Annotated in this window: 18 protein-coding genes and 1 tRNA gene; 13 read left to right on the forward strand and 6 right to left on the reverse strand. The window is 39.3% G+C overall.

Features of this window, described 5'->3' with window-relative positions; genetic code table 11:
- Positions 1–6 precede the first annotated feature (6 nt).
- From ABFX33_RS23920 to ABFX33_RS23940, 5 genes are all read left to right on the forward strand, one after another.
- Entirely contained in the window at positions 7–1,452 is a 1,446-nt protein-coding gene (locus ABFX33_RS23920; RefSeq protein WP_346088705.1) for a glycoside hydrolase family protein, read from the forward strand.
- Between the two features lie 86 nt (positions 1,453–1,538).
- Complete coding sequence (locus ABFX33_RS23925) at positions 1,539–2,960, forward strand: SGNH/GDSL hydrolase family protein (RefSeq protein WP_346088707.1); 1,422 nt, start codon at positions 1,539–1,541, stop codon at positions 2,958–2,960.
- A 150-nt stretch (positions 2,961–3,110) separates the two neighbouring features.
- Positions 3,111–3,788 carry a GDSL-type esterase/lipase family protein gene (locus ABFX33_RS23930; RefSeq protein WP_257087521.1) on the forward strand — a complete coding sequence of 226 codons (678 nt, stop codon included), beginning with the start codon at positions 3,111–3,113 and terminating at the stop codon, positions 3,786–3,788.
- Positions 3,789–3,852: 64 nt separating this feature from the next.
- On the forward strand, positions 3,853–6,135 hold the full coding sequence (locus ABFX33_RS23935; RefSeq protein ID WP_346088709.1) for an FAD-dependent oxidoreductase: 2,283 nt from the start codon (positions 3,853–3,855) through the stop codon (positions 6,133–6,135).
- Positions 6,136–6,178: 43 nt separating this feature from the next.
- Positions 6,179–7,855, forward strand: a complete 1,677-nt coding sequence (locus ABFX33_RS23940) for a sodium:solute symporter family protein (protein WP_346088710.1) — start codon at positions 6,179–6,181, stop codon at positions 7,853–7,855.
- 349 nt (positions 7,856–8,204) lie between these two features.
- Here the strand turns inward: ABFX33_RS23940 and ABFX33_RS23945 are convergent, their stop codons facing one another.
- Together ABFX33_RS23945 and ABFX33_RS23950 are read right to left on the reverse strand one after the other, a co-directional pair.
- The gene (locus tag ABFX33_RS23945) at positions 8,205–8,966 is read right to left on the reverse strand and encodes a leucine-rich repeat domain-containing protein (protein WP_346088712.1); all 762 of its coding nucleotides are present in this window, start codon (positions 8,964–8,966) and stop codon (positions 8,205–8,207) included.
- 10 nt (positions 8,967–8,976) lie between these two features.
- The gene (locus ABFX33_RS23950; protein ID WP_257087530.1) at positions 8,977–9,558 is read right to left on the reverse strand and encodes a hypothetical protein; all 582 of its coding nucleotides are present in this window, start codon (positions 9,556–9,558) and stop codon (positions 8,977–8,979) included.
- Between the two features lie 310 nt (positions 9,559–9,868).
- On the opposite strand from ABFX33_RS23950, the gene ABFX33_RS23955 reads away from it, so the two are divergent.
- From ABFX33_RS23955 to ABFX33_RS23965, 3 genes are all read left to right on the forward strand, one after another.
- Positions 9,869–10,300: an MmpS family transport accessory protein gene (locus ABFX33_RS23955; protein ID WP_346088714.1), complete on the forward strand. Its 432-nt coding sequence runs from the start codon at positions 9,869–9,871 to the stop codon at positions 10,298–10,300.
- Positions 10,301–10,730: 430 nt separating this feature from the next.
- Complete coding sequence (locus ABFX33_RS23960; protein WP_346088716.1) at positions 10,731–11,897, forward strand: helix-turn-helix domain-containing protein; 1,167 nt, start codon at positions 10,731–10,733, stop codon at positions 11,895–11,897.
- A gap of 211 nt (positions 11,898–12,108) precedes the next feature.
- Positions 12,109–13,089 carry a 3-keto-disaccharide hydrolase gene (locus ABFX33_RS23965; protein WP_346088718.1) on the forward strand — a complete coding sequence of 327 codons (981 nt, stop codon included), beginning with the start codon at positions 12,109–12,111 and terminating at the stop codon, positions 13,087–13,089.
- 43 nt (positions 13,090–13,132) lie between these two features.
- On the opposite strand, the gene ABFX33_RS23970 is transcribed toward ABFX33_RS23965, so the two are convergent.
- Both ABFX33_RS23970 and ABFX33_RS23975 read right to left on the reverse strand, forming a co-directional pair.
- Positions 13,133–13,426 carry a Smr/MutS family protein gene (locus ABFX33_RS23970; RefSeq protein WP_257087535.1) on the reverse strand — a complete coding sequence of 98 codons (294 nt, stop codon included), beginning with the start codon at positions 13,424–13,426 and terminating at the stop codon, positions 13,133–13,135.
- A 47-nt stretch (positions 13,427–13,473) separates the two neighbouring features.
- A complete protein-coding gene (locus ABFX33_RS23975; protein ID WP_346088719.1) occupies positions 13,474–13,893 on the reverse strand; it encodes a hypothetical protein in 420 nt (139 codons plus the stop codon).
- 296 nt (positions 13,894–14,189) lie between these two features.
- Between ABFX33_RS23975 and ABFX33_RS23980 the strand changes: the two genes are divergently transcribed.
- Complete coding sequence (locus tag ABFX33_RS23980) at positions 14,190–14,936, forward strand: copper homeostasis protein CutC (protein ID WP_346088721.1); 747 nt, start codon at positions 14,190–14,192, stop codon at positions 14,934–14,936.
- A 34-nt stretch (positions 14,937–14,970) separates the two neighbouring features.
- Here the strand turns inward: ABFX33_RS23980 and ABFX33_RS23985 are convergent, their stop codons facing one another.
- A complete protein-coding gene (locus tag ABFX33_RS23985; RefSeq protein WP_120262149.1) occupies positions 14,971–15,141 on the reverse strand; it encodes a spore protein in 171 nt (56 codons plus the stop codon).
- Positions 15,142–15,173: 32 nt separating this feature from the next.
- A tRNA-Cys gene (locus ABFX33_RS23990) sits at positions 15,174–15,244 on the reverse strand.
- Between the two features lie 381 nt (positions 15,245–15,625).
- On the opposite strand from ABFX33_RS23990, the gene ABFX33_RS23995 reads away from it, so the two are divergent.
- The 4 genes from ABFX33_RS23995 (at position 15,626) to ABFX33_RS24010 (ending at position 19,607) form a co-directional block, all read left to right on the forward strand.
- Positions 15,626–16,258 (forward strand): porin family protein, encoded by a 633-nt coding sequence (locus ABFX33_RS23995; protein ID WP_120262148.1) that lies wholly within the window; start codon positions 15,626–15,628, stop codon positions 16,256–16,258.
- Positions 16,259–16,374: 116 nt separating this feature from the next.
- Positions 16,375–17,508, forward strand: coding sequence for an AI-2E family transporter (locus ABFX33_RS24000; RefSeq protein WP_120262147.1), 1,134 nt, complete (start codon positions 16,375–16,377; stop codon positions 17,506–17,508).
- A 260-nt stretch (positions 17,509–17,768) separates the two neighbouring features.
- A complete protein-coding gene (locus ABFX33_RS24005; RefSeq protein WP_346088723.1) occupies positions 17,769–18,716 on the forward strand; it encodes a hypothetical protein in 948 nt (315 codons plus the stop codon).
- 282 nt (positions 18,717–18,998) lie between these two features.
- Entirely contained in the window at positions 18,999–19,607 is a 609-nt protein-coding gene (locus ABFX33_RS24010; protein WP_346088725.1) for a porin family protein, read from the forward strand.
- Positions 19,608–19,673 lie beyond the last annotated feature (66 nt).

Below are 19,673 nucleotides of genomic sequence, written 5' to 3' on the forward strand. Positions count from 1 at the left end.
AATAGTATGAATAGCAACATTAAACATTTAAAAAACTGTTGGATTTTACCAGGATTCTTTGGACTAATGTTTACGGTTTTAAGTTGTACAGGGATCGAAAAGAGCTTACAGCAAAATGAACAGCAAAATCAACAACAAGTAGAGCATAAACTTGCACGAATGGCGTCTGTTGCCGGGCAATTGGATTCACCTATGGTGAAAAGTCTGGCTTATCAGGTTATCGTCAACAATGATACCTTGGACGTATGGCAAGAAACCTGTTATGATCTGGCCCAAAATGGCGGACAAACGGATGTACATACCGCATTGTTTAATTATGTGCCCGGTACTCAGGTCAAGATTATTTGTAGCAGTGCATTCTCAAATTTTACGCTTTCGCCTCAAAGATTGAATATACCGGTTGTGAAGAATGGAAATGAATTGACCTTTACCCTCCCGGAATATTACAATTATGCGTTAGCTATCCCTGGTCGAGCACCCTTGCTATTATTTGGATCTCCCGATTACAGTGCTTATAAACCTGGGGCTGTTGTTTTTGCCAAGGGAATACATCATGGCGTAAACGGAGTTTTTAAACTTGAGTCCAATAAAACCTATTATTTAGAAGAGGGAGCGATTTTAAGAGGAAAGGTATTGATAGAAAACGTGTCTAATGTCAAATTGATCGGTCGAGGTTATATTGATGATCGTACCGCTCCTGTCGCTGGAAACTTTGTCAAAGTCTACCGTAGTCAAAATGTGGAACTTAGGGGATTTGGCGTCCGGCATGCCGCTTTAGGTTGGCAAGTGGATATGGTCAATTCGTCGAATGTCAACGTGTCCCATCTTAACCTACTAAGCTTTGGGCAGAACAATGATGGTTTGGATTTAGGTTCAGGATGTCAAGATGTGCATTTCTCCCACTGTTTTATTGGATCGGGGGATGATGGTTTTGGTTGGCACGCAACAAATGCGGCTGCAGATGGTGAAACACCACTTCTAAATTGTAGCGCTCACGACTGTATGATCTGGAAAAACCAGGTGGGTGTAGGTATTCGTATAGGTTCTTCATTGGAAACCAGTAGTGTCGAACAGCTCACATTCAAGGATATTGATATAGCCAAAATGACTTGGGGAGGTCATTCTGTGGCGATACCACATTCGGATTGGGCCGATGTGAGGAATATCACCTTCGAAGGTATCCGTGATGAGACCATTGGAAATACACGATTCGTGTTGATGTATATTAAGCAGAACTCGAATTCAAATCCAGTCTATAGACCCGGAACCATTTCTAATATTCGATTTATTGATTGTGTCAGCAGTGCCACAGCGGCTACTTTCGAGGGCTATGATGCGGAGCATATGATTAAAGACGTGACCTTCAAAAATGTAAAAGTGGGGGGCAGGAATATGTTGCAATCTGATATCGTCGCGAATTCCTTTACTTCGAATATCACGGTTGTAGATTGATGTTAAAAATATTTTACGAGGACTTGTATTCAAATGGTATGCGTAGCTATCAATTAATCATAACGATCCTATTGCTTTTTTTTACAATGACTGATTTGAGTGCGCAGAATACCCGGGAGCTCGATAAGATTGCAGCTTCGCAAGGTGCCGCCTCGCAGCTATTATTTTCTGTGGATCTCCATAAAGAGGAACTTATTCATCCAAGCGATTTTGAGCGAGATGACGAGTGTATAGTGCGCGGTGGTATCCCTAATTTTCTTGCTAAAATTACCGATGGTCAAGATGTAACCGTCGCATTTATTGGTGGAAGTCTGACACAGGCAAATTATTGTTACAGAATGCAGATTTCCACCTATTTGCAGGCACGTTATCCATCCACCAAATTTAAGTGGGTCAATGCCGGCGTATCTGGTACAGGTACAGATCTGGGAGCCTTTAGAATTCAGGAGCAGGTATTGACACAGCATCCCGATCTGGTTATCATAGACTTTGCAGTCAATGGCGCTTATGCCGCGGGCATGGAGGGAATGATCAGACAGATTATCCAGCATGACCATCATACCGATATCTGTTTAATTTATGCCATTTTGGGAGGGCAAACCAAACTATATCGCAACGGAAAAATACCGTTACATATTGAAGCCCTGGAAGCATTAGCCGATCATTACCGTATTCCTACAGTACATCTGGGAATGGAGATTTCCCATCTGGAATTTCAGGATAAGTTGTTATGGAAGGGAGATGCGCAAGCTGCTGGAGAACGCATTTTATTTTCAACTGATGGTATCCATCCGCTTAAAGCCGGAGGCAATCTATATGCAGCGGCCATTGCTCGTGGAATTGACAAAATGAAAGGATTGTCAAGGCCGGCGTCTCATCCATTGCCCAAACCGCTAGTTTCTTCCGAATGGGATATCGCGGGGATGTACAGACCCGATGATATTGCTGATTTTGATGTTAAATGGGGGGCGATTTCAACAAAAGAATCCAAGCTAAAGGCGTTCAATGGATGGTTTGATACGGTGATGGTAGCTGGGGAAGAGGGAGCGCAGTGTTCATTCGCTTTTGAAGGCGATATATTTGGCCTATTTGATATCGGTGGACCTGAGGTGGGACAGCTTGAAGTCTGGGTAGATGGCCATCGAGTAAACCTACATAAATTGCAATCAGATAGTTTTCAGCCCTATGAAATAATAACAGGGGATAACGGTAATACCCCATTGAATCGTTTTAATGCCTACTGTAATAATCGATATAGAGGTCAATATGATTTGATCAAATTGCCACAAGGGAAGCATGAAATCAGTTTTCGTATATCATCATTGAAAGCAGATAAGCGGCTGATTTTGGGGCCATCTCAACAAGAGGATATTGTTCAACATCCTGCAAAATATGACTCCTCTGTAATTTATTTAGGACGGATACTCCTACGTGGGAAACCAATTTTAAAGACGACTAGAAAACAAGAAATAGGAGACATGAGACCACAGATATATCGCCAAGGGTAGTGTGAACCGGGCGAACCGAACGATTGAGCCTACGAATACCTTAGAATACCAATATAATGAGTAAACGAGCTCATGAATAGCATTGGAAATAAATACTTATGAATAATGTCTTAAAGGGGGAAATCGATTAATGAATAAAAAAATAATTAGATGAAAGCAACTCAATTAATAAAGCTATTTAGCTGTCTGTCCCTCTGTTTGGGCATATCGTTTACCAATGCCCAAACTGTATTGACACAGCAGCAGAAATGGGAGGAGAAGATACAGCGCTATGAACGTCTGGATAAGCAAAATCCACCACCCGACAATGTCATCTTATTTGTAGGTAGTTCGACCATTGAAAATTGGAAAACACTAAAGGACGATTTCGTCGGTCGGGCTGTGCTGAATAGAGGGGTCTCTGGAACCAAGACAATCGATCTGTATACCTATAGAGACCGATTGATTACACCATACAATGCAAAGCAAATTTTTATTTATGAAGGCGACAACGACATTGGGCTGCATTGGCCTACAGATCGTATTGTAGCGCAGTTTGCTGCCCTGTTTAGTGAAATACGAAAAACCAAACCGCATGCTGAAATAATTTATATCTCCATCAAACCTTCACCGCGCCGATTGAAAGATAAAATACAGATCGAAGAGGTTAATGTGCGCATTAAACAGTTTTTAGAACAACAGTCTGGAACTGCCTACGCGGATGTATATTCTAAAATGCTGGATGTCAATGGTGATTTAGTATCAACATACTATCGGGAAGATGGTCTCCATCTGACAGCTGAAGGATACACTATCTGGAAAGATGTGATTTCCAAATTTATAAAATAGACGAATTTGCCCCAGTATAAGGGGTATTGAATAAGGTGATAACGAGATAAAAAAGAAAGTATATATGATTTATAGCAAGGGGGGAATCTCCAGAACATTAAAGAATGAAGTTGTTACCGCCGATTTAGCGGTTGTGGGTGGTGGTATGTCTGGCGTGTGCGCTGCGATTACAGCAGCTAGGCAAGGTTTGCGTGTCGTGTTGGTACAGGATCGGTCTGTACTTGGAGGGAATGCCTCCAGTGAGGTTAGATTGTGGATACTGGGGGCCACTTCCCATATGGGTAACAACAATCGTTGGAGTCGAGAAGGTGGAGTTATTGACGAAATATTGGTTGAAAATGTGTATCGCAATCCGGAGGGTAATGCCGTGATATTGGATATGATTTTACTTGACAAGGTAAAACAAGAACCCAACATCCGATTGTTGCTTAATACCAGTGTCTATGAAGTCCATAAAGAAGCTGACGAACGGATCAAGTCATTAACTGCTTTTTGCAGCCAGAACTCCACGCAATATACCCTTGAATCATCTTTATTTTGCGACGCTTCTGGAGATGGTATAATTGGTTTTCTCTCCGGAGCTGCTTTTCGCATGGGGGCTGAAACACGAGAAGAATTTGATGAGGCTATGGCACCAGATACTTCCTATGGTGAGCTTTTGGGCCATACTCTTTATTTCTATACCAAAGATGTCGGAAAATCTGTGTCTTATACTGCCCCAGCTTTTGCCATGGATGTTACCAAAGAAATACCACGGTTCAAAAATTTCAATGCCAAAGAACATGGCTGCAAGTTGTGGTGGGTGGAATATGGGGGGCGTCTAGATACTGTACATGATACCGAAGAGATCAAATGGGAACTTTGGAAAATCATCTATGGTGTGTGGGATTATATCAAAAATTCAGGACAATTTCCTGAAGCCGACACGCTGACATTGGAGTGGGTTGGAATGGTTCCCGGAAAACGAGAAAGTCGTCGGTTTGAAGGCGATTATATCCTGACACAAAAGGATGTGGTCGAGCAGCGTCAACATCCAGATGCCGTAGCCTATGGAGGCTGGTCCATCGATCTGCATCCTGCGGATGGTGTCTTTAGCGACCGTCAGCCCTGCAACCAATGGCATAGTAAAGGTATTTTCCATATCCCTTATCGTTGTTTATATAGTCGTAATATTCAAAACCTCTTTTTGGCGGGGCGTCTGATCAGTGTATCCCATGTCGCATTTGGTGCGACTCGGGTAATGGCGACATGTGCTTATGTTGCGCAGGCTGTGGCGGTAGCGGCAAAACTATGTATTCAGCACCAACTTGCACCACGAGAAGTTGGACAATCCTATTATATGACGGAATTGCAAAAAGAGCTGCAACGAGTCGGTCAGTATATCCCTGGTTTTCATTTGTCCGATAACAGCGATCTTGTACAGCAGGCAGAACTCACTTCTTCGAGCAATTTGGACTTTAAAGGATTCTTCAAAGAAAATATTTTGTGGAAAAATCTGGACATTTCCGCAGCACAACTTCTTCCTGTAGTTGCAGGCGCGTTGCCTATCTTTCTTTTGGAGATTGAAGCGATGCAGCCAACAATATTGGAAGTCGAGTTGAGAAGTAGTGAAAGGAAAGGTGGTTTTACGCCAGATCAGGAGCTAGGGAAAATTAAAATTAGTTTAAAACGTGGTATTCAGACAGTAACATTAGATTTTGGATTGAAGATATATGAGGATCAATATGTTTTCCTTACGTTTCTCCAAAACAAACATGTGCGATTGGCCTATACTCCGCAGCGAATATCTGGATTGCTTTCTGTTTTTAATGGAGTGAATAAAGCCGTTTCAAATAATGGTAAACAAGTAGCCCTGTCGGGATCTGGAGTAGATTCATTTGAATTTTGGACCCCACAACGTCGGCCCGAAGGACATAATCTCGCCATTCAACTATCATCAGGACTGTCCGTCTTTGGGATCGAAAATGTGCGGAATGGTATTGATCGGCCGGCAATCCGTCCGAATGCCTGGGTCGCAGCAACGGACGATCAGCAGCCAATAATTTCGATTAAATGGAAGCAGAAGCAGTGCATAAGAAGGATCGAAATTAGTTTTGATACCGATTGGGATCACGCGATGGAATCGGTATTAATGACTCATCCTGAGACCGTGATGCCATTTTGTATTCGGAATTATAGCATTGAAGATGGAAATGGAAAGATTATTTACACGCAGCGGGCAAATTTTCAGACTAGAAATGTGATAGAACTTCCGGAACCTTGTGTTACAGATGAGCTGACTATATCTCTTGAGCACCCTTCTCCAGATGTACCAGCAGCCGTTTTCGCTATCCGGTGTTATGCATAGTTTATGAAATGATAATATTCAGTAATTTAATAGTCGATACAAGATGATAGATACAGTAGTCATAATCGTTTTTTCAGTATTCATCATGCTGGTTGGGATAAGCTTTTCACGAACTGGAAGAAATTTGAAGTCCTTTTTTGCTGGAGGTGAATCCGTGCCTTGGTTTATAGGCGGAATGTCCCTATTTATGAGTTTTTTTTCAGCAGGTACCTTTGTCGCTTGGGGTTCAATAGCGTATAGTCATGGTTGGGTAGCGATTACCATTCAGTGGACCATGTGTATAGGTGGGCTGATTACAGGTCTCTATCTTGCACCCAAATGGAAGGCCACAGGAAATCTTACTGCGGCTGAGTTTATTAAGGAGCGCCTAGGAAGCGCTGTACAGAAGTGTTACATCTATGTCTTCATGATCGTTTCGGTATTTCTCAAGGGCTCCGTATTATATTCTGTGGCCAAACTTGTTTCCGAATCGCTGGACTATCCCCTGATCCCAGTTACCATTGTGCTGGGCATCTTAATGATCGCCTATACCGCCATCGGCGGTTTGTGGGCCGTAATGGTGACGGATATTCTACAGTTTGTCGTCCTGACAGCAGCTATTGTGATTGTCATTCCATTGGTTTTTCGGGAAGTGGGTGGTGTAGAGTCCTTCTTGGACAAAGTGCCAGATGATTTCTTCAATGTTGTAAACGGTGAATATACCTGGGGTTTTATTTTAGCTTTTGCGTTGTATCATATTTTTTATATTGGGGGCAACTGGACATTTGTACAGCGGTATACCAGTGTTGATACGCCACGATCAGCTTCCAAGGTCGCTTATTTATTTGCTGCATTGTATATTGCTAGCCCGATTTTGTGGATGATTCCGCCAATGGTTTACAAAGCCATCAATCCGGATTTGACCGGCTTGGCGACAGAAACGGCTTACATCATGGTTTGTAAGCAGGTGCTCCCAGCAGGATTACTTGGATTGATGCTGACGGGAATGTATTTCTCGACTTCGGCATCCGCAAATACGGCCTTAAATGTTGTATCGGCTGTTTTTACAAACGATATCTATAAAGGAACTTTAAATCCACAAGCCTCAGAAAAAAAGCTGATGTTTATTGCTCGCGCATCATCTTGGTTTTTTGGGTTTTTTATGATTATTGTTGCGCTGATCGTGCCATTGATTGGCGGAATAGTCGAGTTCACCCTAAGTATAGGTGCCATTACTGGTGGACCATTATTGGCACCACCGATATGGGCGTTGTTTTCAAAGCGATTGACAGGAAAGGCTACTGTGTATATAACCGCTGTTAGCTTAAGCGTCAATCTGCTGTTTAAGATTATTTTTCCTTTGTTGATAAACTCTAAACTTAGCCGAGCAAACGAGATGCTGCTTGGAGTTGTACTGCCCTTCGTTTTGTTGGTTTGTGTCGAACTGTATGCGAAATCACGTGGGAAGATAAGTGCAGAGTACCTCGCGCTCAAACAAACTAAAGCGGCACGCAAGGAAGCTGTACAGCAGATTGATATAGAAGAACAGATGGCACTGAAAAATCAGAATAAATTTGGATTGAAGATGATTGCATTTTCGCTCACCTTTATTGCGTTGTTGCTTTATGTACTGTGCTTTTTCTTTGCCGACCGTTCTCCATTAGTTGGTGGAATTGCCACAGTAATACTTATCAGTTCATTGATTCCATGGCGAGCATCTAATCGTGTTATTATCCATTAGGTTTAGCGGTACTGATGGTATATATATTCGTCCTGAAATGGTAACTTGAGAATCAGTTATTGAAAAATGACTAGATTTTTGGTTTTTTTTTAAGGACAAGTGAGGATTTTAATCGCTGTTTTAATGATTTTAATTATTTTGGCTAGGGTTTTATGTCTAATTTGGGATTAATATATCGATGCTTGGATTAAAGTTAAATTCCTAATTTTTTACTTTTAGATTCAAGTGCATAAATGCAAGCGCGTTGTTTAAAGCCAGCTATTATGAAATAGCTGGCTTTATGTTTTAATCTGAAAATGGTGAATCTATTTAATCTTAGAAATAAAAATAGATAAAGAAGATCCATCTCTTAATACCAACTTATCTCTTTTAACCGCTTTGTGCCGCTTAAATTAAGGGTGTTGATATGAGAGCCATGACAGCTGAAATCTTCTAGAAATTCCAGACCAACGATATTTACTGACTGAATAGGGTTTTTAAACGCTATAAAAAACTTGAGATTTGGGAATTTTGTTAAATCCAGGTGGTGACTGATCCTGTTTTCATTGATCCATATTTCCTCTAATTGCGGACTACTGTCAAATTTGAATTCCTGAATTTGATTTAGATAAGCATGTACTTTTTTTAAGTCTTTAAGACCACTGATATCGAGACGTGTCAGTTGGTTGAATCCAAGACTGAGTTCAATTAGCTTTTTCTGGTCTGAAACATCAAGTTCTCGTAAATTATTTTTATGGCAGCTAATGTTAAGTACATTGATACAACCTTTAATATTCATGGATTCCATATGAGTGTCAAATCCATAAATAAATTTTAGGTTTGTCATCCCCGAAAGATCTACATCTTTGATATCGTTTTCATAGAAGCCAAGGTCTTCCACATTGCTGAAACTTTTGATCCCCTCCAACGAAGTGATACCGGCTTTATTTACATATAGTACTTTTACATTTTTTGCTTCCGAAAGCTGGATTTTTCCGTCGCCATTGGTGTCAATTCCTTGAGCGATAAGACTTTTTTTGAAATTGGCATCGGGGATCCTGACCTCTTGGGCAATTGCCGCTGAAAATACGTTAATCAATAAAAGGCAACTGACAAATAATTTGAGAGACATGGCAATGATTTTAAAGTGATACATTAAGAATCTGACCTTCCGCCGAGATTTCGATAAAGGACTCCAGTCGTTCTACCGTATTATATAAGTACTGGTATTTTTCCATGATAGGCCTGTCATAAGAAGATAATTGATGTCCATAAACATTAAAACTTCTAATGGTTTCAGTTCCGACCTGTCGCTCCGCTATTCCAGATTTTGTTTCATAGACCAACGTATTGATATAATATTTTCCCGGATTTAGGCCTGTGAACCCAAATGAACCATCCGTGTCAATCCGCGTTAGTATTCGATAGCTATAGGCCTCATCTGACATATAGATCTGCTTTTTACCCTTTTTATCTTTTTTCTTCAGTTCATACCATTCATAAAAATAGTTGGTGCAAGGATAAAGTTCTACGACATTGCTCAGGTACTTGGTCTTTCCGGCAATCATACCTTTTAGTGTAGCAGTTCCATTACTTCCGATCATACGCTTGGCCAGTTCCACGTCAAAAGAAGACTTCGGGAAAACCACTTTCGGATCTTTCTGCGCCATGAGATAACCCGGCAAAGAAAGTAATACGAGTAGAATAATTAAGGGAGTTTTCATATGCATTAATGCTGATTGTCGTGTAATAATTTGTTTGAAATTACATTTTCTTTTTGTGCCAAACGTTCCATCTTATAAGGTGGTCCTTTTTTGTTGGATGAAATTCTTTGTGGTAAACCAGTTGATAATCATTGTTTTTAGTAGGTCTGGATAGGATGTCAGCTGATATAGCTAAGAAGAATCCGATTTATCTGGATTAGATGATGGAATAAAAAGTACCGTCTTATAAGACGGGGCGACCTAAGTAAAAGGTTTACGCAGTTTTGTCTATAGCAAAGCGCTACTATAAAATCACATAAATCAAAATAGAATGAAAATAGCAAATTTGAAAACTACATTTCTAGGTCTGTTAATGATCCTTTTTACATCTACCCTTTTTACCGGTTGTGGTAAAGATGATAATGGGGGCGGAGATGATCCGCGTAAAGGCTTTCCCAAAAATGTAACGATCAGGTATGAAGTGAGCTCCACAACAAACAATAAAGCTCGTGTGAGCTACACGAATGAAACCGGTGAAGATACAAGTTTAGAAAATGCGGCACTACCCTTTTCCAAAGAGGTGAAGAAAAAAGTAGAGTTCGCAGAAATTGTTGCTCTGGTAGGTTCAATTTCCGTTGTGAATAATCAGAATACAAATGTGACAACAAAGATCTTTATTGATAATAAGCTAGTTGAAGATAAGACTTCAAGCTCCAATAGTGTGAGTGTTATCGGGCAAGCGAGATATCAATTCCTTAAATAGCATAAAGTATTTTCTAATAAACATTGACTTAAAGCGAAATCATCCGCAATGAAAATTGGGGATGATTGGCTTTAATTTATTTTTGTCGTCTTGATGTGGATCATAGCGACTAAATTTTTTTGAGAATCTTCCGAACCAGAATATTGACACTTTCTCTCTAATGGGTATCTGGTCAGGTCGAATTTTTTACAATGTAAAAATCAGAAGGTTCCAATTAGAAAAGGCGTATTTCAGACCCGTAAAATAAGAATACCCTTTACGCTAAATCCGCTATTGGTTCGATGCGCCTGAAGGTCTATTTCAATTTGGTAAACAATAGAAAAGAAAGTATATTGCTTATCGCTAATATTTGTCAAACAATAATATCTACGAATGTAGCTGTAGAGCAAAAACAGCTGCATCATCTTAATTTTATCCTAACTAGCTTGCTATGACCTCGATTTGGCATATTATTTATATCGGCGGAATTTTTATGACGGCCTTTCTTTTTATTCTGCTGATCAGTAAATCAAAAAAAAATACTGCGGATAAAATTTTAAGCGTTTGGCTTTTCTTTGCTTTTTTTGACTTGATTTTAATTGGTTTGTATGGTTCGCGGCAAATCCAAAAAATGCCCGCATTGTTTGGATGGGAGATGCCATTTCCCTTTTTGCACGGCCCTTTTTTGTATTTGTATATTTTGTTTGTAAGTGGTCAACAGCGGCATAAATGGCTTTATCTTTTGCATTTTGTTCCAGCTGTGACCGTCACAATGATATTGGCTTTTGTATTGCCTGTTGCGATTGTGGAATATAAAGAAAAATATTACTTCGCCCGTGAATATGATACTTTAATCATGGTTCTTGTCGCAGGTTTTATGATTTCAGGAGTGACCTATATCATCTTATCCTTTCTTCTTTTGCGCAAGCATAGACAAAATATTATAGGTCAGTTTTCCAATACTGAGAAAATTACCCTGAACTGGATGCGTTATCTGATTTCCGGTATGGGAGCGATCTGGATTGTCGTTATATTTGACCCTAACCCAGCTGTATTTTTTGTGGTGATCACATTATTTATTTTCTTCTTCGGGTATTTTGGCATTCAGCAAGTCGGTATTTTTTCTCATACACGACCAACGCATGAGGTACTCCCTTTGAATGAATTGGAAACTGCCGGAAAAATACTGCAGGGCGATGTTACTCCAGAACTTGTCGAAAAGGTGAAATACGAAAAAACGAGACTGGAAGAATCCGAGGCTTCACACATCCATACGAAACTGAATACCATCATGAATGAACAGAAATGTTATCAGGATCCTCAACTAACTTTGGGAGATTTAGCCAAAATACTGGATGTACACCCTGTTATCCTGTCACAGGTTATCAATTCTAAAGAGGAAAAATCGTTTTATGACTTTGTCAATAACTATCGGGTGGAAGCCTTCAAGGAGCTATTGGTCCGACCCGAGAGTAGGCAGTACACGATCCTATCGTTGGCCTTTGAGTGCGGTTTCAACTCGAAAACAAGTTTTAACCGGAATTTTAAGAAAATTACACAAATGTCCCCAAGTGCCTATGCAAAAAAACAACAGATTACTTTAAAGGCTGAGGGATAAGTTTGAAACTTAATGGTAACCTGGACCGGTCTGTATCAATTGGAAGATGATTGTTGCTCGTAATAATTCAAATCGTACATATTTTGTCATTGATATGGTCAAATGGACGCGAACTCTTAGCGTTTTTTAACACGATATCCCTTGGATACCAGAGCCGAAACAGTTAAATTGCTGGAAATTTATTGTCAATTAGAATATAAACATAAACAATATGAAAAGAAAAGCGGCATTTCTTTTAGGGCTTTTGGCATCCGCTGCGCTACCGCAAGCAACTTTCGCTAAAGATTCTATAAAGGAGTCAATTGTTCAAGACCAAGAAGTTGAAGGAAAAGAGCTGATCGGGCGATGGGATATCGAGGTTGATGTCAATGGCACCCCTGCGCCTTCCTGGCTTGAAGTGAAATTGTCAGGTTACAAGACGTTAGTAGGCCACTATGTGAGTACTTCGGGGAGTGCAAGACCTGTTTCACAGGTTTTTTATGAAAATGGAAAATTTAAATTTGCGATACCACCACAATGGGAGGGCGGAAAGATGAATTTGAGTGTAGAGGGAGAGATCCAAAATGGAACATTGCAGGGCACGATAACAGAGCCTGATGGAAAAACACATCGCTTTAAAGGTGTACGTGCGCCTGAGTTAAAAAGAACGGCTGTCGTTAAATGGGGGAAACCAATTCAGCTTTTTAATGGAAAGGATCTTTCGGGTTGGAAAGCTACGGGTAAAACAAACCAATGGGTTGTGAAAAATGGGATCCTGACGAGTCCGCAATCGGGTTCTAATCTTGTTTCGGAACAAAAATTTGAAGATTTTAAATTGCATGTTGAGTTTAAGATCCCTGCGGGAAGCAATAGCGGGGTCTATCTGAGAGGACGCTATGAGGTACAGATTGAGGATAGCCCGAAAGATGCGCATCCGAATGCCGTGCTTTTTGCTGGTGTATACGGTTTCCTCGCAGCAAATGAGATGATGAATAAAGGGGCAGGCGAATGGCAGACATTTGATATCACACTAGTCGGACGTCTGGTGACGGTTGTAGCCAATGGCAAAACAGTGATCAGCAACCAAGAGATTCCGGGGATTACCGGTGGTGCGTTGGATAGTAGGGAAGCCGAACCAGGACCTTTGTATTTCCAAGGAGACCACGGACCTGTTGAGTTCCGTAAGGTCGTGGTTACACCCGCAATTAAGTAATCATAAGATTTATTAAAGAGACTGCCGTTGAGGTGGTCTCTTTTTAAACTCCAATGATGACAACGACAATGTCCTCATTCTGGTAAGAAGTATAATACCGGTCTATTGAACCACTTTCTTTATATTCCTGCAATTCCTTAAAGATCATTTTCTTTAAGGTGCCTTTTCCCTTTCCGTGGATAAACTTGATTTCGTTCATTTCCCAATAAATGGCTGCGTCTAAGTTGGATCTTAAGAAATCAATGGATTCTATCATAAGTTCGTCAGCTGAATAGTCTTCCCAATCTTCAAGGAAAGCATCGGCATGTAGATCAACTATAGCGGGTGGTTTGCGCATGATTCAATATATTTTACAGTGCCGCAAATGTAAAACAAAACAATGACTTAATAGCTGAAGTCAGGGGTGAAATAGACGGCATGTGCAAATTTTTCATGCCATTTTTTTATAATGGCCGCAATTTCATATTCTTCCTCTTCGGCGTGATTAAGCATCAATAGTTCGATGCTGTGAAGTAACTGTTGGTGATCCAGAAAGAGCCCATCATAATCGCGGTAGGCTGAGACAGTTTCCTGGATAAGTTGCAGGCTGTCGTGTCGGATCATAATCATTGCATGACGGGAGGAAATACGATCCAATAACCATTCTTTTTTGAAATCAGATGCGATATGCCGATTACATGCTTGGTTAAACAACATTTCGAATTCAACAATCTGGCTTTTTAGACCATCTATAGCGGGCTGGAGCTCCTCAAAAGTACTGATGATCCGTTCCTGTGTCTCCATATTTCTTGATATAATAGCCATGATATTTTACTTAAAGTTTATATAGTGCTGGTTATTAATGTTTTAAATAAAAGCATGTAAGGTATATACAAATAGTTTGGAGAAATGTTTTCCTAATGATGAATAATAATGCGCTGGCGATCTGTGGAATGCTTCACAATCTAAGTTAGAGGACAACTGTTTTTGTGAAAATTTGATGCCATTTAAAGCTTATTCAAGAAAGAATAGCTTTACTTTCTCAATGGTGGAAAAATAGGTAATTTGCTTTTTTTTTGCGTTATTCGCAAAGGATAAAAACAGATTAAAAATTGAATTGAATGAAGGAGAAAGCAATCGGAAATTATCAATTAGAAATATGTTCCAATTCAGTCGCTTCGGCGATTGAAGCTGAAAAAGGAGGAGCAACACGTATTGAATTTTGTCAAAACTTGGAGAATGGGGGAACTACACCTTCATATGGTCAATTGAAGTTGGTGCGTGAACTTGTGCATATTGGTATTCACGTACTGATTCGGCCACGTGGAGGAGACTTTCTATATACAGAAGAAGAAGTCTTGGAAATGATCGCCGATATCGAACTGTGTAAGGAACTGGGCATGGATGGCGTTGTCATAGGTGTATTGAATGCAGATGGTACCGTGGATAAGATCAATACGAAGCGTTTGGTTGATGCTGCGCGTCCGATGCATGTGACATTTCACCGTGCTTTTGATCGTGTGGAAGATCCTTTTGTTGCATTGGAAGATGTTATTGCTTTGGGTATCGATCGTATACTGACTTCGGGTTTGAGAGATTCAGCTTTATCGGGAGCGCCTTTACTACAACAATTGATCGAGCAGGCAAATGGGCGTATTGTCATTATGCCAGGCGCTGGGGTGGATGCTTCGAATATTCGGACGATATTGGCGGAGACTGGGGCTGTTGCTATACACAGTTCAGCAAAAGAAAGCCAACCTTCAAAGATGCAGTTTTCGCAGGATCAGGTCAAGGGAATGGATGAGGCGCAGTGGATGAGCTCAAAAGAAAAAGTCCACCAAATGGTAGACTTATTAAAAAGCCTTTAAAGTATAACTTTAAAGGCTGCTAATTTCTTTTTGCTTACTTAGCTAATTGATTTAAGATAGCATCGTTTTTAACGATTTGGTTGTCAGCTTTCATTTTTGATCTAGAACCTAACTCAACGTTAGTTCCTAATTTCAAGAACTGAACTTCAACACGTGAAACAGTTTTATTTCTTCTATCTTTTCTTTTTAAACGTGTAACTCCCATTTTGATAATATTTTTATTGTTTAAATAAAACGAGGTCGGAAGCGGATTCGAACCGCTGTAGGAGGTTTTGCAGACCTCAGCCTAGCCACTCGGCCATCCGACCCTATTTTTTTTCCTTTGAAGGTCTGCAAAAATAAAACTTATAATTGGAATTAAGAAATCTTTGTGATAAAACTTTTCTGTTTTTGAGCATTATTCTGAAAACCAAGCTGGTAGTTTTTAATACAGGTGTCATTTTAGATTTATGATCAACTTGTCTATCGTAAGTGGGGAAGTTGAAAAAGTTGAAGTTTATTCGACCTACTGTATCTTTTAGAGGACATTCAAAAAAAATCTGGCGTGAGTTTTTTCTTTTGTTTTGAAGTGGATATGAATAGTTTATGGATTTTGGAATAGATATTGCAAATGAGACTGTCAGAAATCTCATACAAGAAATATATGGGAGGAAATGATAAAAAGAACAAAGTAAATTAAATTAGGAAACATGAAAAAACTATTATTATCTGCGGCAATTTTATTTGGTTCATTAGGAGCTTTTGCACAAGGTGGATTGGGATACGGACTACGTGCGGGTGTAAATATTCCTAAATATTCAATGGAAAATGGAAGTTCTGAATCGAATACAGGTTTTTTTGTAACAGGTTATTTAGACGCACCTGTGTCACCATATTTCTCTATTCAACCGGGATTGTCTTTGCAAAATAAAGGAGGTAAATGGTCTGAAACTAACAATAACAATAGTATTGCTGTAAAACAGAGTATTATGTCTTTGGATATTCCCGTGAATTTAGTTGCTAAGTTGCCTACAGGCGGCTCAGGTAATTTCTTTATTGGTGCAGGTCCTTATGTAGGGTTCGCTCTTAGTGGAAAAAACAAGTTTGAAGGTAATTTAGGTGATTCTGGTCTTAAGACTGAGGAAGATGTAAAATTTGGTAGCGGAGATGGAGATGAATTAAAACGTACTGATTTTGGTGTAAACTTCCTGGCAGGTTATCAATTAACCAATGGTTTTCAGATTAATGCTGGTTATGGTTTAGGATTGACAAATCTTGCTCCGAATTCTAATTTTACAACCAAAAACCGAGTTTGGTCGATCGGTATCGGTTTCGGACTATAAGAAATATAAGTACTTAAACTTATTATGAGGAGAAAGTCCCTGCATTTGTAGGGACTTTTTTATTGGGTTAAAATTATGTGCGCCAAATTTGTTATTTTTATTCAAAAGTATACTGCATGAAAAGATTTCTCTCTTTACCATTCTATGTTAAATTAGCCTGCGTATTAATTAGTATCCTTCTTTTAGGCTATTTGGCGAAGATCGGTGATACGATACTTATCCCTATGATCTTAGGGCTCCTATTTGCTTTGCTATTGATTCCGTTGAGCAATTTTATGGAGAAGAAGTTGCGTTTTCCCCGAACATTGGCCGGAATACTGAGCGTGATTCTGTTTTTTGGTGTTCTGGGTTATGGCCTGTTTTTGCTGGCCTCGCAGCTGACGCTGCTCAAAGAGGACTTTCCTGCTTTTAAACATCAGATTATGGATGGCGTGGATAAGTTGCAGACTTGGGTTAGCCAGCAGTTTGGTATACAGCACAAAGATCAGATCGACTTTATCAATAAAACAGCTTCCAAATCTGTTGATTCAGGAACACTGTTTCTCGGTACATTTATCATGTCCTTGTCTTCTATTTTTATCCTGTTTGTCTTCACATTCCTGTATACATTCTTTTTGTTGATCTATAGAGGGCATATTGTTAAATTCCTGCTGTTTGCCAACCGTGTCGACGATCGTCCGATTGTGTTGGATGTGGTTAATCAGATTCAATATGTAGTCAAAAAATACCTAATTGGCCTGTTAATCCAGATGAGTTTGGTTTCCCTTTTGGTCTTTGTTACATTATCCCTGATCGGTGTCAAGTATAGCCTCTTGCTGGCTTTAATTACGGGGGTGTTCAACGTACTACCTTATGTGGGTATTTTCTCGTCAATGCTTATTATCGCTATTCTTACCTTCGCTACATCATCATTTACCCATGTTGTACTGGTGATCTTAGCTTTGATTATTGTACATATGATTGATAGTAACTTTATCGTCCCCAAAATTGTGGGATCAAAGGTCAAGGTCAATTCACTATTTGCCATGCTATCTATTATTATCGGTGAGATGGTTTGGGGTATTTCGGGTATGTTTTTAGCTATTCCTATTTTGGCAATTGTTAAGATCGTCATGGACCGTATCAAAGAGCTTAAGCCTTGGGGATTTTTATTAGGGGAGGAGAACAGTAAAGATGAGGTCTACAAAGATCTATTCGATTCTTTAAATCCTATCGAGAAGAAGTTTATTGAAAATGAAGCGAAGGAATGATCTTCCAAGATAGTATTTCTATTTGAAAGAGAGAGCGCTATGATTATGTTCAGGTGTGAGGTGTTTTGTATTTAAGTTCCCCCTTAAATTTTTGCCAAAGGGATCATATGCGAGTCCCATCGTGATGATGAATTCATTAAAGGCCCATTATCTATTCGAATGTTAAATTTTTGTTTACAATGTATTGATTTTTTGTTATTTTACAAGAATTAATGTATTTTGTGTGAATAATTAATTCTTTTTGTGAAAATTATGATGATATGATGAATAGATCTCTACTTGTATTTTCTGTTTTTTTCTTGTTTCTTGTCGCTGGTTGTAAAAAGTCGGAAGAAAGTGGTGCTGATTCCAAAGCGAGTATTTTGTTTTCGGACAACAATCATGCTGTTAGAGGAAAGGTGACTTACGATTACAATTTGGATAATTGTGGACAGATTAATCTAATTACCGCAGTAAAGGAAGACAACGGTGATTACGCTGAGTTGAGGTTGACTTTACTTCAGAATGGTGCACTGGCCAAGGTGCAGTATTTGAAACAAAACTCGCCGGATGATGGTAATTATTTTGCGCCGCATCTCCAAACGGAGAAATCTTTTAAGATCTCAGATTTTAAATATGATAAAAAGGGAGGCCGTTTGTCCTTTTCCTTTGATGGGAAAGTTTTCAAAAATAATAAACCCGATAGTGAACGTATATTGGCTGGTAAAGTAGAACTTAACTCAATTCAATACGTCCCATGTGAGGCATTGATATTTGATGTGATGACAGTTAACCCGGCTTTCAACTTTTTCGCTATTCCCGGAACGTCCAATAATTCTGTGAATACTACTGGGGGACCAGATAAGTATAAAGAGTTTGCATACAATGTTTATTCCAACGCTGGTCAGTTTCTGAGCTTGAGACTAGATCGCGATATATCAAAATTGGTGGGCCAAGAGATTGCATTTGATGAAGAAAATAAAATGTTTAATGTACGATATTGGGAATATATTGGACCTTATATGCTCTCAGAATCCTATGGGCCGATTGACAGAAATTGGAAGCGTTTTCAGACAAGAGGAAAGTTAGTTAATATCCAAAAAATGTCTGATAATCGGTATGGTAAGCCTTATTATAGTGGGTTGATCATCATGGATATATTCGATGAGGACCGCATGGTAAAACAGGCTGTTGAATTACCTTTCCATTTATCATCTTGGGTTGATTAATAACAAGAAGGGTACTGTATGGATGACAGGTAATGGATTTTGTTGACGATTTATTGCAATTAGATCGATATCAAAAAATATTAATTATAAAAGCCACAAGATAAGATGTGGCTTTTACTGTTTTAGTGATCAGTTATACGAATTGAACAACTTCCTTATGTTGAATTATAGATACATCAATTTTTGTAATTCTAAAAAAATGTTATAGAAATATATCAGCTTTTTTAGTTGTATTTCAGTAAATTATATGCTATTTTCGTTCTATATTTAATTTGTTTTTTTATGAAAAGAAAATTACTATCAATCGCTGCAGCATTGTGTTTTATTGCTGGAGCCAAAGCACAGACTTCTTATGGTTTAAAAGCTGGGGCTAACTTCGCTAAATTTCAAGTAAGCGGAGGGAATACAAGTTATACGTCAGATGCTGCAACTTTTTTTTATGTGACAGGATATGCAGATGTTCCCGTAGCAATGAACTTTAGTGTACAACCCGGTATTTCCTTACAGGGAAAAGGGGGAAAAGCACCTGCAGGTGATTTTACAGAGGTGAGTACAAAAGATAATTTGATGTATATTGAAGTTCCTGTAAATTTTGTTTATTATGTTCCTACGGGAGAGGCTGGGAAGGTATTCTTCGGAGCAGGTCCATATGCAGCAATAGGTATTCATGCTAAATCTACTCAGGGAAATTTAAGTGAAAGCGGCAGTTTTAGCGACGCGGGTTTGAAGGCTTTTGATGCTGGACTGAATTTTCTTGCGGGATTTAAGTTGACAAATGGATTTCTGATCAATGGTGGTTATGGATTAGGTTTAACAAATATGCTGAAAGATATTGATGGAGTAACTTCAAAAAACCGCGTATTCTCAGTAGGTGTTGGTTACCAGTTCTAAGCAAAGGTATAATAAACGAAAAAAGGGCTTTTCTTACGAAAGGCCCTTTTTGTTTTCAGTGACTGA

It is taken from the genome of Sphingobacterium ginsenosidimutans, assembly GCF_039536865.1.
GTDB classification, from domain to species: Bacteria; Bacteroidota; Bacteroidia; order Sphingobacteriales; family Sphingobacteriaceae; genus Sphingobacterium; species Sphingobacterium detergens.